This window comes from Cellulophaga sp. HaHaR_3_176 (genome assembly GCF_019021925.1).
GTDB lineage: Bacteria > Bacteroidota > Bacteroidia > Flavobacteriales > Flavobacteriaceae > Cellulophaga.
The window spans coordinates 1350208-1363686 of sequence record NZ_CP058990.1 but is presented as its reverse complement, the minus strand read 5'-3'; the positions used below and the strand labels follow the sequence as shown (position 1 = coordinate 1363686).

The 13479-nt window shown below is 32.8% G+C and carries 15 protein-coding genes; 6 read left to right on the top strand and 9 right to left on the bottom strand.

What is annotated here, in order from left to right; translation table 11 throughout:
• Positions 1–19: 19 nt before the first annotated feature.
• From H0I23_RS05770 to H0I23_RS05730, 9 genes are all read right to left on the bottom strand, one after another.
• Positions 20–1294, bottom strand: coding sequence for a beta-ketoacyl synthase (locus tag H0I23_RS05770; RefSeq protein WP_216785507.1), 1275 nt, complete (start codon positions 1292–1294; stop codon positions 20–22).
• A complete protein-coding gene (locus H0I23_RS05765) occupies positions 1291–1740 on the bottom strand; it encodes a 3-hydroxyacyl-ACP dehydratase FabZ family protein (protein WP_216785506.1) in 450 nt (149 codons plus the stop codon). Before H0I23_RS05765 ends, H0I23_RS05770 begins: the two co-directional genes overlap by 4 nt.
• 2 nt (positions 1741–1742) lie before the next feature.
• A complete protein-coding gene (locus H0I23_RS05760) occupies positions 1743–2531 on the bottom strand; it encodes an SDR family oxidoreductase (protein WP_216785505.1) in 789 nt (262 codons plus the stop codon).
• A 1-nt stretch (position 2532) separates the two neighbouring features.
• Positions 2533–3588, bottom strand: coding sequence for a type III polyketide synthase (locus tag H0I23_RS05755; protein ID WP_216785504.1), 1056 nt, complete (start codon positions 3586–3588; stop codon positions 2533–2535).
• A gap of 48 nt (positions 3589–3636) precedes the next feature.
• Positions 3637–4350 carry a methyltransferase domain-containing protein gene (locus tag H0I23_RS05750; protein WP_216785503.1) on the bottom strand — a complete coding sequence of 238 codons (714 nt, stop codon included), beginning with the start codon at positions 4348–4350 and terminating at the stop codon, positions 3637–3639.
• Entirely contained in the window at positions 4344–5465 is a 1122-nt protein-coding gene (locus H0I23_RS05745; protein ID WP_216785502.1) for an NAD(P)/FAD-dependent oxidoreductase, read from the bottom strand. Before H0I23_RS05745 ends, H0I23_RS05750 begins: the two co-directional genes overlap by 7 nt.
• Before the next feature lie 80 nt (positions 5466–5545).
• Positions 5546–6238, bottom strand: coding sequence for an OmpA family protein (locus H0I23_RS05740; RefSeq protein WP_216785501.1), 693 nt, complete (start codon positions 6236–6238; stop codon positions 5546–5548).
• A 23-nt stretch (positions 6239–6261) separates the two neighbouring features.
• The gene (locus tag H0I23_RS05735; RefSeq protein ID WP_216785500.1) at positions 6262–6744 is read right to left on the bottom strand and encodes a lipocalin family protein; all 483 of its coding nucleotides are present in this window, start codon (positions 6742–6744) and stop codon (positions 6262–6264) included.
• Between the two features lie 145 nt (positions 6745–6889).
• Positions 6890–8866, bottom strand: a complete 1977-nt coding sequence (locus H0I23_RS05730; protein WP_216785499.1) for a thiamine pyrophosphate-dependent enzyme — start codon at positions 8864–8866, stop codon at positions 6890–6892.
• 133 nt (positions 8867–8999) lie between these two features.
• Between H0I23_RS05730 and H0I23_RS05725 the strand changes: the two genes are divergently transcribed.
• The 6 genes from H0I23_RS05725 (at position 9000) to H0I23_RS05700 (ending at position 13473) form a co-directional block, all read left to right on the top strand.
• On the top strand, positions 9000–9950 hold the full coding sequence (locus tag H0I23_RS05725; protein WP_216785498.1) for an isopenicillin N synthase family oxygenase: 951 nt from the start codon (positions 9000–9002) through the stop codon (positions 9948–9950).
• 6 nt (positions 9951–9956) lie between these two features.
• Entirely contained in the window at positions 9957–10400 is a 444-nt protein-coding gene (locus tag H0I23_RS05720; RefSeq protein ID WP_216785497.1) for a DUF1572 family protein, read from the top strand.
• A 20-nt stretch (positions 10401–10420) separates the two neighbouring features.
• The gene (locus H0I23_RS05715) at positions 10421–10750 is read left to right on the top strand and encodes a translation initiation factor (protein WP_216785496.1); all 330 of its coding nucleotides are present in this window, start codon (positions 10421–10423) and stop codon (positions 10748–10750) included.
• A 74-nt stretch (positions 10751–10824) separates the two neighbouring features.
• Positions 10825–11757 carry a DUF1835 domain-containing protein gene (locus H0I23_RS05710; RefSeq protein ID WP_216785495.1) on the top strand — a complete coding sequence of 311 codons (933 nt, stop codon included), beginning with the start codon at positions 10825–10827 and terminating at the stop codon, positions 11755–11757.
• A 1-nt stretch (position 11758) separates the two neighbouring features.
• Positions 11759–12628 carry a nucleoside phosphorylase gene (locus H0I23_RS05705; RefSeq protein ID WP_216785494.1) on the top strand — a complete coding sequence of 290 codons (870 nt, stop codon included), beginning with the start codon at positions 11759–11761 and terminating at the stop codon, positions 12626–12628.
• Entirely contained in the window at positions 12628–13473 is an 846-nt protein-coding gene (locus H0I23_RS05700; RefSeq protein ID WP_216785493.1) for a substrate-binding domain-containing protein, read from the top strand. Before H0I23_RS05705 ends, H0I23_RS05700 begins: the two co-directional genes overlap by 1 nt.
• Positions 13474–13479: the final 6 nt, after the last annotated feature.

Below are 13479 nucleotides of genomic sequence, written 5' to 3'. Positions count from 1 at the left end.
ATTTAAAATAGTGATAGGTTTAATTGATAAATCTTTTAAAAATAGCACATGCATTTACATCTCCAAAGCCAAAACTCGCTTTTGCTATTATTTCTGGGGAATGCGTAATGGTTTGTTGTGGAATTTTTTCGGGAGCTATTAGACTTTTGATTTCAGGATGTAGATCTTCACAATTGATATTTCCAAACACAAGACCTTCTTTAAACTGTAATATACTCGCAACGGCTTCAATACTCCCAGCAGCGGCTAAGCAGTGACCAAAAATACTTTTGAAAGAATTGATATATGGAAAATCACTTTTTTTACGCCCTAAAGCTTTACTCCAATTCTCTATTTCTAGCGCATCTTTAGATGTTGCAGTCAAATGCCCGTTTATAACATCAATATCCTTAGGGGTAATACAGGCATCTTCTACTGCTTCAGAAATACAACGTTGTACCGCTTCACTATTGGGTGCCGTCATTGTTCCTTCACCTCTTTGTCCGCCACTATTTATTGCACCACCAAGAATTTCAGCATAAATAGGAACACCTCGTTTTAGTGCGCTGTCTAAGGATTCTAACACCAATGCTCCCGCTCCACTACCCGCAACGAAACCAGCTGCGGAAGCACTCATAGGTCTACTGGCTTTAATAGGATTATTATTATAGGTTCTCGGTAAAATACGCATGGCATCAAATCCGCCCCAAACGTAAGGGCCACTATCACTACAACTACCTGTAAGTATGATCTTTGCTTTACCTAATTTAATGCGTTCATACGCCATTAAAATACCTTCGGTACCCGTAGTACATGCAGAGGAATTGGTTGTAACTTGATTCCCACAGCCTATGATACCTCCTAAATAAGCGCTGATGCCACTAGCCATAGTTTGCATTACAGAGGTACTGCCTAATCGGCGGGTGTTTTTGGCATCAATTAAATGAATAGATTCTCTAAACTGGTCTACGCCTAGTATTCCTGTGCCAAAAATAATTCCGTTATCCCAATCCGGGGAAGCATTATTTTCAATAGGCAATTTCGCATCTTTCCAAGCATCTACACCAGCAATCACTCCATAAATAATCCCCGTAGAATTTAAAGCACGCAATTGTAATGGTGTAAAATACTCCTGTTTGTGTGCGTCTGTTATCTGTGGCTTGCCTGCAATTTGACAACCGAATGCTAAATCATCCAATTCTTGTTGGAAACGGATACCACTGATTCCATTTTTTAAAGAATGGGTAAACTCAGAAATAGTAACGCCATTCGGAGCGCAAACTCCTAAACCTGTAATGACCACGCGATTATTCATTCCTTTTTATTTTTAAGCATTCCTGCAATAGTTCCTTTACAGATTAGTTTTCCAGCAGTATTATGCATTTTTACTTTGCATTTCAATTTATGAAATCGAAAATATATTTTTTCAGAAGTGACACATACTTTTTCATTAGGATACACGGGTAAATAGTATTCCATTTCTGAACTCGTTAATGCAATTTGCAGCGCTTCATTATTTAAAGTATTACTTGAAGTAACTATATGAATACCTAGGCATACTAGTCCTATTTGAGCACAACATTCTGTTAAAAGAACGCCTGGAGTTATTGGGTTATCTTTAAAATGACCTTTATAAAAATCAGCTTCTTTTTTAAAGGTATAAAATCCAGAGACACCATTCAAATCAACAGCTGTTAAGCCGTCAACAAATAAAAACGGATGCGTATAAGGCAATTGCGCTATAATAGTTTGGTATTCCATAATTATTGCAAACTTTCTCCCCCATCTACTTTAATCACTGTTCCTGTAATCCATTTTGCTTCCTCCATAGTTAATAGATAAACTACATTTGCAACGTCTTCTGGGGTGGTTAATTTTTTATTTGGATTCCGATGCAGAGCACTTTCTTTTATGCGTTCATATCCAGGGATCATCTTAAGTGATGCTGTATCTACAATTCCTGCCTGTATGCAATTTGCTTTAATTCCAACAGGAGCAAATTCTAGGGCTATATTACGCGTAATGGCTTCTAGAGCTACTTTGGCAACAGAAACAGCGGCATAATTGGGTATGGCTTTAGTGTTGCCTTCACTAGTAAAAGAAATTATCCGAGTATCTGTAGCGAATAATTTATTTTTTACTAAATCTTTGGTCCAGTCATATAAACTAATCGCCATGGCATCAAGAGTAATAGTGAAATCTTGATGTTCTAATTCTTTTTCAATTTCAGAATGCATAGGCTTAAGGTTGCCTTTAGCAATACTGTGTACTAAGATAGTAATAGTGTTAGTGCCTATCCAAGTTTTGATATCTTCAATCACTTCTGTTCTTTTCTCGTGGCTGGTGCCATCTACATTATAATTCTTAAGTAGAATTCCACATTGTCTTATAGCTTCAAAGTCGGATGTAATATGTGTTAAGTCACTCCGCCTACTGCGATGAACGATAATTAGATTAATATTATGTTGTGCTAGTTTTTTGGCAGTCGCCAGACCTAGTCCACTACTTCCGCCAAGGATAACAGCCCATTTATTTTTTGAAATTTCAGTCATATTACCATTCTAATAAAACCCGTTGTGCAGAGAATCCTGGACCAAAACTCAATACCAGTCCTTGTTCTCCTTTAGGGATATCTTTTTCTAAAAAACGCTCTAATACATATAAAACAGTAGCACTACTCATATTTCCATAAAGGCGAAGCACTTCTCTTGTATCATCAATATTTTTCCCTAAGGCACCAAAAAGTTCTTCTACAGTTTGTACTATTTTGCGTCCACCAGGATGAAAAATTAAATGATTTACTTTTTCAATAGAACTTCCATTCTTTTTTAAAAAGGGATGAACAATATCTGGGAAATGTGCAGCAATAGTACCTGGCACAGCAGGGTCTAATATCATTTGTAATCCATTATTCGTCAAATCGAACCCCATCATATGGGTGGCATCTTTAAAATGATACATTTCATCTCCAATGATTTTAGGCCCTGCGACATTTTCTTCCGAGGATAGCAAAACACAAGCGGCACCATCACCAAAAATGGCAGCACTCACCATGTTTGCCATGGAATAGTCTTCTAATTGAAAAGTGGCTGTGGGACTTTCTACTGCTATAATGGCGGCTCTTTTGTTTGGATTAGCTTTTAAAAAGTTGGCGGCATAAATAAGTCCTGATACACCCGCTGCACAACCCATTTCGGTAACAGGAAGACGTACAATATCTTGTCTCAAATTTAAATCATTAATCAAATACGCATCTAAAGAGGGGATCATAATTCCGGTGCAACTTACAGTGATAATATAATCTAGAGAATCTGGTTCCCAGTTGCATTTTTTCAATGCTTTTTGTAATACTTGCTTTCCTAGTTTTTTGACTTCCCGAACATAGATTTTATTTTTATCTTGAAAAGAAGTGGTTACAAAAACCTCTTCGGGCGCCATAATACTGTAGCGTTTATCAACAGCAGCTCCTTCAAAAATTTTCACCACCTTACGTTGAAAGCGTTCTTCTTGGCCTGCAAGCCATATTTCGACTAAAGGTAAAATATCAGCAGTAGTTCTGCTATATTCAGGAAGTTGCTTTGCAACCGATATTATTTTAACATTATTCATGTATTTCTTTTTCTAACTTAAATTATGCCTGCTATTCTTTTGGTAGATTTACTTTATAGGTTTCATGACCCACAAATACCGAAATGCCCATTTCCATTGAATATCATGAGAAACATTGGGCAGGTTTTTTGCATATAAATTCAGCTCCTTTTTGATAAAAGCTCTCCGTATTGATATCAACCCATCAATTTTAGCAATTCTTGTTTTTATAAAAATAGCACTAAAGAGGTGAAAAAGATAGTATGCCCAACTACTTCTTTGTAAATCATTAATCACGACTCCTATTTGGGCAAGTTTTGTAAACTTCTTTAAGAAAATTAGCACTTGATCATCTGTAAAGTGGTGCATTGTTAGGGTATTTATTAAAATATCACATTTTAAATCAGTTTCTTGAATTGTTAAAATGTCCTGATAAAGAAATCTGATTTCAGGAAATTCTTTAGAGTTTTTACGGGCAATTTCAAGGGCTGTTTTATTTAAATCGATGCCAATAAATGAAATCTCTATATTGTGGTTCCTGAAGTATAAAGCCACTTCTCTAAGCATGTTCCCATCACCGCACCCCATGTCAACAATCGTATAATGATTTTTTCTATTACTATTTATCAATTGTTGAATAGCATTTATTGTAATGTTATTGCCCCCTAATAGGCTATTGACACTATTAATATCTTTAAAAACGAGTTCTAAAGAAGCTATGGGCTCATCAAAACTGTCCATCAACTCAGGCTGGTTGCTTCTTTTTGACAAATTAATTAACATGTTATAGGTTTTCCATGGGTTTGTTTAATGAGTAATCGTAAAAGTTTTGGCGATTTTGCCACAATTTTCATTGCAATGTTTGATAAATTATCATTGAGCAAAAGCCATTGTAATTTTCTTCCAATCCAAAGGCGATATTTGAAAGCCTTATTCCATCGTTTTTTATAGGTTACTTCTAATAGTTTTCGATTGGGTTCTGATGAGTTTAAATAAAGCACTAATAATTCACTTGCAATTTTTGCGCTATGTATTGCCATAGCCATTCCATTACCACATAGTGGATGAATAAGTCCGGCAGAATCACCACACATTAACATATGATTTTCTACAGTTTCTTTTTTCTCAAATGATATTTGTGCAATACTTAACGGTTGATCAAAAATAGGTTTTGCATCTTTTAGGAAAGAACCTAAAAAAGGATTTTCAGAAACTATTTTTAAATTAAAGTCATTAATGTCTTTTAACTTTTTAAATCTCTTATAATTAACTAAATAGCAAAAATTAATAGCTCCTGTTTCCGTCGTTGATAACCCACCATAACCACCTTTAAAATTATGTAATGCAACAAGGTGTTTTGGAAAATCTGGTAATTCAAAATGTGCTTTTACACCCAACCATGAAGATTTTTTTTTCATAAAATTTCGTTGTAAGTGCTTATCCATATTGGAGCGTTTTCCAAAGGCGCCAATAGTTGTTTTTGAAATAAATTTCAAACCAGATTCTGTCTTAATATGAAAAATATCCTCACTAAAATAAACTGAGTTAACCCCTTCGAAAACAAAGGAAACCTTTAGTTCTTGAGCTCTATTATATAATAAAAAATCTAATGCATATCTGCTAATACCTACACCTCCTAAAGGTAGTTTTGTAGTAACAGTTCTTCCTTGTACTGTTGAAAATTGCAACGTATTTATATTTATAGCATCAGGTAAAAAAACACCTAGATTTATTAAATAAGGAATAATTTCATTAGAAACATATTCTCCACACACCTTATGGTGAGGGTACTTTTGCTTTTCAAAAATAAGTACACGATGGTTATTTTTCGCCAAATGAATTGCAGCTGTAAGTCCAGCCAAACCACCACCGATAATAATTGTATCATATATTTTCACACTAGTGAAGATACTTATTTAAACAAGAAATCCTGATGAATTATCATCAGGATTTCTAAAATTTATATTGTTTTATGTAATTATTCGGTTTTAGTCTTTGCTTCCTCTTTTAATTGATCATTAGCAACAATTACCACTTCTACTCTACGGTTTTTGGCTTTACCTTCATTTGTAGTATTATCGGCCTTAGGCTGTGCTTCTCCATACCATTTAGTTGTTAAACGATAAGGCATGATACCATTATCTGAAAGATATTGAGATACAGATTGAGCTCTTTGTTTTGATAACGTCATGTTATATTCATCTGCACCAGCACTATCGGTATGACCTTCTATTAAAATATTTGTATCAGGGTATTCATTTAAAATACCAGTTAATTTATCTAATGTAGTTGCTGATGTACCTTTAACTACTGATTTATTTGTATCAAAATAAACACCTGCATCTTCATTAAAAACAACGTTGATGCCTTCACCAACTCTTGTTACTTCGGCACCAGGTATTTCTTCTTCAATACGTTCCGCTTGCTTATCCATTCGGTTACCAATATAACCACCTGCAGCACCACCAACTACGGCACCTAAAATAGCCCCTAAAGCAGTATTGTTTCCTTTACCTACATTGTTACCAATAATGCCACCAATGGCGGCACCACTACCTGCACCAATTACAGCACCTTTTTGTTTATTATTTGCATTTTTAACGGCACTACAGCTCACTGTAAGTGCTAATACCATTACAATTGATGATACTTTTATTGCTATATTTTTCATATTTTTTCTTTTAAAATTATTTTTTATTGTTGTTTTGAGAATTTGTAAACAACAGAAACAGGAGATCCGTTTGCCGTAACTCTAGACTTAAGCGTCATTGTAGTTTCCGTTAAATTTTCGATATCTAAACGGTATCCTAATCCACCAGAAACATCGTTTTTCTTTTCATCAATCATTTTAAACTGAAGTTGGTTTAAACCCATTTCACTTTCAATAACTGACCACCTTATAAAACGATCGCCATCACTACATAAACTAGAAGGAGCTATTGTATAAGATCCAGTACTATTATTATCTCTAAAAAACCAAGTACTGCCTTCGAAACAGATATCTTGTGCATCGTTAAATAATATAGATTTGAAAGTTCCGTCTTGGTCTGTATAATTAACATCATTTAAAGTCCATGTACCATTAATTACATCTCTCTTTTCACGTACTGCTTTTGTAGCCGAGCACGATGCTAAAAGCATTGTGAATACTAGGCTCAATACCATAATTTTTCTCATAATAATTATTTGTTTATAGTTTATATATACGTTGAAAACGTAAGGCAAATTATATTTACATAGTTAATTTGCTGTTAAACAAGTGCAAGTTGCTTATTATAGATAAGCTTACTTGCTTCAAAACAATTAATTAGTATCGCTAAAACTAGTATGCCAGTAATTCGAGCAAGGCTATTTTAAACCTCTCTTTTGGTAAATAGTTGTTTTCAAGGTTTTTAGAAAATGGGATTGGTGTATCTAAACTCCCAACTCTTTTAACAGGTGCATCTAAGTATTCGAAGCAATTTTCCATTACCAAGGCTGAAATATCACTTGCCATACTGCCAAACAAACTGTCTTCTTGTAAAATTAATAATCGGCCTGTTTTTTTAACCGATGAAAAAATTGAAGTTGTATCTAAAGGTTGTAAAGTTCTTAAATCTATTAAATCGGCACTGATATCTTTATTAACATCTAAAGCTTCTAAGGCCCAATGTACACCTGCGCCATAGGTAACGATAGTAACATCATTACCTGTTTCTAAAATAGCGGCCTCTCCAAAGGGAAGTGTATAATAATCTGTAGGTACATCTTGATATAAACTACGGTACAAAGCCTTGTGTTCAAAAAATAAAACAGGATTCGAATCATTAATAGCAGTTGCTAAAAGACCTTTAGCATCATACGGAAAAGCAGGATATACGACTTTTAAACCGGGAGTTTTAGTAAACCAAGCTTCGTTTGTTTGTGAGTGAAACGGACCTGCACCAACACCTGCTCCGCATGGCATGCGCACTACTACATCTGCTTTTTCTCCCCATCTGTAATGAGATTTAGCTAAATAATTAACAATAGGATTAAAACCACTACTTACAAAATCGGCAAATTGCATTTCAACAACAGCTTTCATTCCGTTTATAGACAGTCCCATACCTGCAGAAACTATAGCAGATTCACAAATAGGTGTATTACGAACTCTTTCTTTACCAAAAAGATCAGTAAACCCTTCTGTAATTTTAAAAACACCGCCATAATCAGCAATATCTTGCCCCATTATAACAAGGTTATCATGCTTTTGCATCGATTGTTTTAAACTTTGAGAAACTGCGTCAATTAACCTTATATTCTCTTTCTGAACGCCAGGATTATGGCTTTCATATTCAAATTTCTTATAAACATCATTATATTCCTCTTCTATTGTTGACGTAATAGCATCTTCATTAAAAGCTAATTGTAAATTTTCATCAATCTCTACTTGTATTGTTTCTTTAATTTCTTGAATGCTCGCATTAGTTAATAAACCTTCTTCAAGCAAAAACTTTTCGTAATTAGAAATTGGGTCTTTAACTTCCCATTCATCTAACAACTCTTTAGGCACATATTTAGTGCCACTAGCCTCTTCATGGCCACGCATTCTAAAGGTTTTAAATTCCAATAAAATAGGTCGAGGATTCTCTCTTAAATCACAACAAAGAGAATTTACTTTTGTATAAACTTCTAAAATATTATTACCATCAATAATATGCGATTCCATACCATACCCAATACCCTTATCGGCAATATGCTCACAGTTAAATTGTTCTTTAGTTGGTGTTGATAAGCCGTAACCATTATTTTCAACGCAAAATAAAACAGGTAAATTCCATACCGAAGCTACATTTAATGCTTCATGAAAATCACCTTCACTGGTTGCTCCTTCTCCAGTAAAAACTGCCGTAACATGTTTAACTCCCTTTAGTTTATCAGCAAGGGCAATACCATCAGCAACGCCTAATTGTGGCCCTAGATGAGAAATCATTCCTATAATTTTATACTCTTGAGTTCCGAAATGAAAACTACGATCTCTACCTTTTGTAAACCCACTTGATTTACCTTGCCATTGTGCAAATAACCTATGTAAAGGAATTTCTCTAGATGTAAAAACACCCAAATTTCTATGCATCGGTAATATATATTCTGTTGCATGCATAGCCATGGTAACACCCACAGAGATAGCTTCTTGACCTATACCACTAAACCATTTTGATATTTTACCTTGACGTAAGAGAATCAACATTTTCTCTTCAATCATACGTGGTTTTATAAGCTTTTTATAAAGTTCTATTTTTTTATAATCAGAAACAGAGAAGGTTGTATACTGCATAGCAATTAAACTATAAGTGTTAGATAATTAGACTGGTATAAATGTAACAAAAAGAGCAGAAATAAATCTAATATTAACAAAATAGAGGTTTACTCTATAATTTTATTAAATTTGAATATAAATTATATTTAAGATGAGTGGTATTCCAAGCGTAGATTTACAGGACTTTGTGTCTGGTGATGCTAATAGAAAAGAAAAATTCATAAAAGAAATAGGAAGTGCTTTTGAAGAAATTGGCTTTGTAGCGCTTAGTGGTCATTTTTTATCAGAAAATCTGGTAGAAAACCTATATGGCGAAATTAAAAACTTTTTCAAACTTCCGCAAGAAGTAAAAGATTCATACGAAATACCCGGTATTGGTGGTCAACGAGGATATACATCTTTCGGAAAAGAACATGCAAAAGGTAAAAAAGAAGGTGATTTAAAAGAGTTTTGGCATTTTGGACAGTATGTTGAAGATGGTACTAATTTAAATGAAGTATACCCTGATAATGTTACTGTTAAAGAGCTTACAGATTTCAATACTGTAGGTGAAGAAACGTATAAAATGCTTGAAAAAACAGCTAAATATGTTTTAAGAGCTTTAGCCATACATTTAAATTTAGAAGAAACATATTTTGATGATTATATCAAAAATGGAAACTCTATTTTAAGACCTATACATTATCCACCGATACAATCAGAACCTAAAAATGCAGTTAGAGCTGCTGCACATGGTGATATTAACTTGATTACATTGTTGATGGGTGCTCATGGAAAAGGATTACAGGTAAAAAACCATAAAGATGAATGGGTAGATGCTATTGCTAGACCAGATCAGTTAATGATTAATGTTGGTGATATGCTTTCTAGATTAACAAATAACAAGTTAAAATCTACAATACATCAAGTTGTAAACCCACCAAAAGAACTTTGGGGAACATCTAGATATTCTGTTCCATTTTTTATGCATCCTATAAGCGAAATGTCGCTAAATTGTTTAGATAATTGTGTTACTGAAGATAACCCTAAGTTATATGAAGATATTACAGCAGGAGAATTTTTACATGAGCGTTTGATTGAATTAGGATTAATAAAAAAATAAGCAACAATGTTAGACTCATTAAAATTTCTTTTCAAGAGAGATTTATTAAAACTTAAAGAGGAAATTTTGAGTTATACAGATGAAAGCACTATGTGGAAGGTTGATAACAACATTACAAATAGTACTGGCAACCTGTGTTTACATTTAGTTGGCAACTTAAACACTTTCATAGGTGTTGGTTATGGTAATACAGGATATATAAGAAATAGAGATGCCGAATTTACATTAAAAAACGTTGATCGTGCTGCCATGTTAAAGCAGATTGATGATGTAATAATTGTTATAGAAGATACGCTAAATAATATAGAAGCGTCTGATTTGGAGAAGGATTGTACAATCCGACTTTTTAATAATGAAAAAAAATCGAATACTTATTTTTTAATTCATATTGCATCACATCTAGCATATCATTTAGGACAAATAAATTATCACAGACGCTTTTTTGATTAAAAAATATTTAAAATAAACTAATGGATTTAAAAGATCAACTTAAAAATCTTTTCCCAGAACACAAAGAAGAAGAAATAAAAAAAGATGTTTCTTCTGAAAATAAAATATGGATGCAAGACGATCCTATACTTTGTAAGTACGAGAAAAGAAAAGGTAAACCAACAACAATTTTAGAAGGTTATACTGGAGCTAATGAAGATTTTAAAAAATTAGCTAAAGAAATTAAGACAAAATTGAGTGTTGGTGGGTCATTTAAAGATGATTCTATAATTATACAAGGTGATTATAGAGATAAAATAATGCAAATGCTTACAGAAAAGGGTTTTAAAGTGAAAAGAGTTGGTGGTTAATTCTGTTAATTATCTTTTATTCTTTGCCAATTAATGTTACATTTATTAATTGTTAACTTTTTAAATCTCCAAAAATGGGCTCCCTACTTCATATTACAAACGGCGATAATTTTACAAAAAAATTAAAAAGTTTAAAACTTTCTGGAGATATCATAACTTGGCGTGAAATGCTTTGTGAAGGTAAAACAGAAAACAATGTAGGAAGTGAATCTTTTTGGAAAACTCGTTTTGAATTTCTAAATAAGAATTATAAAGTAAGTAAATCTACTTTTATAAATAAGACACTTAAAGAATACCGCTCTTTATGTAATCATAAAAAAGAAGATCAAATTGTTTTATGGTTTGAGTACGATTTATTTTGTCAGGTTAATTTGCTAGCTGTTATAAGTTGGTTAAAAACACATCGTAAATATGCTGAAATATCATTAGTTTGTAGTGGTAAGGAAGACAGTAGTGATACGCTTTTTGGCCTAAATGAATTAACAGACGAGCAATTACGTAGTAAATTTGAGAATAAGGTTATTTTAACACAAGATGATATTGAATATGCTGATTATGTATGGCAACTTTATTGTAGTGACAACCCTATTCGATTAGAAAATTTAACTGATTTTAAAAATTATCAATTTAAATATTTAGAAAAAAGCATTCAATCGCATCTACATAGATTCCCATCTATTAAAAATGGATTAAATGAAATGGAAACAAATATTTTGAAACAAGCTATTGATAAAAAGCCACAATCAAAAACAGAGTTCTTACAAGTATTACTTAAAAATCAAGGTATATTAGGTTTTAGCGACAGTCAATTTCAGAGAGCTTTAGTACGCTTAAAACCATTATTTACATCTTTTAATCCTGTGAGATTATCTCAAAAAGGGAAACTTATATTAAAAGGAGACACAAGCTACTACTCCTGTATTCAACAAAATGATGTTTACTTAGGTGGAGCTTTAAAGTATAATTTCCTTTTCAACTCAGATACAAACAAAATTTTAAAATTATAGCATGAAGCTAGAATCCTCAGAGCTTATCCTTAATGCTGATAAAAGCATTTATCACCTTAATTTATTACCCGAAGATATCGCCAACACAGTTATAACCGTGGGTGACCCTGATCGTGTTTCAGAAGTATCTAAACACTTTGATAGCATCGAATTAAAAAAAGGTAAAAGAGAATTTATTACACATACTGGTGTTTTAAATGGCAAACGAATATCTGTAGTATCTACAGGTATTGGTACTGATAATATTGATATTGTCTTAAATGAGCTAGATGCCTTAGTTAATATTGATTTTGATAAACGAGAAGTAAAAGAAAAACACACGCAACTAGATATCATTAGAATAGGTACATCAGGAGCTATACAACCACATATTCCGATCGATTCTTTTCTTTTAAGTGAATATGCAATTGGTTTTGATAGTTTACTACGTTTTTATGATGCTGAATCTATTTTAGACGATAAGATACAAGACAGGTTTATAGCACATACACAATGGTCTAAACATAAATCGACCCCTTATGTAGTAAATTTTGATGCAGATTTAGCTTCAATTATTGACTCCGAGCTTTTAGTGAAAGGTTTTACAGCAACTAATGTTGGTTTTTATGGCCCACAAGGAAGAAAATTAAGATTAAAAACAGAAGATGAGAACCTTAACTCAAAATTAGCTTCTTTTGAGTATAATGGTTTAAATATTACCAATTTAGAAATGGAAACTTCTGGTATATATGGTTTGTCTAAACTATTAGGTCATAGAGCTGTTTCTCTTAATTGTATTGTTGCAAACCGTAGCACTGGTGAATTTTCTGCAACACCAACAAAATCTATTGAAACACTAATACAATACACTCTTAAAAAGCTTACTGAATAATGAAAAAAGTTAAAATAATTGGTGTTCCAGAGCATTTTAATATGCCTTGGCATTTAGCTATTGATGAAAATGCTTTTAAAGAACGAGGTATTGAACTTGAATGGACAGATATACCTGAAGGCACAGGCAAAATGTGTCAAATGCTAGCCGATAATGAAACAGACCTAGCTATTATTTTAACAGAAGGTATTGTAAAAAGCATAACAGAAGGTAATCCTACAAAAATAGTTCAGGAATATATATCATCTCCTTTATTATGGGGTATACACGTTGCGGCTGATAGTACTTACAAAAAAATATCAGAATTAGAAAATACTAAGGCTGCTATTAGTAGGTTTGGAAGCGGTAGCCATCTAATGGCATACGTTATGGCTGAAAAGGAAAATTGGAATACAGAAAAGCTAAACTTTGAAGTTATAAATAATTTAGAGGGAGCTGTAACTGCTTTAACTAATAATACTGCAGACTTTTTTATGTGGGAAAGGTTTACTACAAAACCTTTAGTAGACAATGGAACCTTTAGAAGAATTGAAGATTGCCCTACTCCATGGCCATGTTTTGTAGTAGCTGCTACTGATAGCTTTATAGCGGAAAATAGGAGTGCTTTAAAACATATTTTAGAGGTGATAAATATGTATACAGAAGAGTTTAAGACGATTCCTAGTATTGATAAAACATTATCTAATTCATATAATCAAAAATTAGAAGATATTAAAGAATGGCTATCTATTACAAAATGGAGCCAATCAAAAATGGAAAATAAAACATTAGAAAATGTTCAAAATTCATTGTTGAAACTTAACTTAATTTCTGAGAAAATAAATTATAAAAAAATCCTATATTAATAGGAT

Excerpts from the sequence above, each read along its gene's own strand:
- H0I23_RS05755 (WP_216785504.1), bottom strand. The coding sequence starts at position 3,588 with ATGAATAATGTTAAAATAATATCGGTTGCAAAGCAACTTCCTGAATAT.
- H0I23_RS05750 (WP_216785503.1), bottom strand. The coding sequence starts at position 4,350 with ATGTTAATTAATTTGTCAAAAAGAAGCAACCAGCCTGAGTTGATGGAC.
- H0I23_RS05770 (WP_216785507.1), bottom strand. The coding sequence starts at position 1,294 with ATGAATAATCGCGTGGTCATTACAGGTTTAGGAGTTTGCGCTCCGAAT.
- H0I23_RS05720 (WP_216785497.1), top strand. The coding sequence starts at position 9,957 with ATGTTAGACTCATTAAAATTTCTTTTCAAGAGAGATTTATTAAAACTT.
- H0I23_RS05740 (WP_216785501.1), bottom strand. The coding sequence starts at position 6,238 with ATGAAAAATATAGCAATAAAAGTATCATCAATTGTAATGGTATTAGCA.
- H0I23_RS05700 (WP_216785493.1), top strand. The coding sequence starts at position 12,628 with ATGAAAAAAGTTAAAATAATTGGTGTTCCAGAGCATTTTAATATGCCT.
- H0I23_RS05710 (WP_216785495.1), top strand. The coding sequence starts at position 10,825 with ATGGGCTCCCTACTTCATATTACAAACGGCGATAATTTTACAAAAAAA.
- H0I23_RS05705 (WP_216785494.1), top strand. The coding sequence starts at position 11,759 with ATGAAGCTAGAATCCTCAGAGCTTATCCTTAATGCTGATAAAAGCATT.
- H0I23_RS05760 (WP_216785505.1), bottom strand. The coding sequence starts at position 2,531 with ATGACTGAAATTTCAAAAAATAAATGGGCTGTTATCCTTGGCGGAAGT.
- H0I23_RS05730 (WP_216785499.1), bottom strand. The coding sequence starts at position 8,866 with ATGCAGTATACAACCTTCTCTGTTTCTGATTATAAAAAAATAGAACTT.
- H0I23_RS05735 (WP_216785500.1), bottom strand. The coding sequence starts at position 6,744 with ATGAGAAAAATTATGGTATTGAGCCTAGTATTCACAATGCTTTTAGCA.
- H0I23_RS05715 (WP_216785496.1), top strand. The coding sequence starts at position 10,421 with ATGGATTTAAAAGATCAACTTAAAAATCTTTTCCCAGAACACAAAGAA.
- H0I23_RS05725 (WP_216785498.1), top strand. The coding sequence starts at position 9,000 with ATGAGTGGTATTCCAAGCGTAGATTTACAGGACTTTGTGTCTGGTGAT.
- H0I23_RS05765 (WP_216785506.1), bottom strand. The coding sequence starts at position 1,740 with ATGGAATACCAAACTATTATAGCGCAATTGCCTTATACGCATCCGTTT.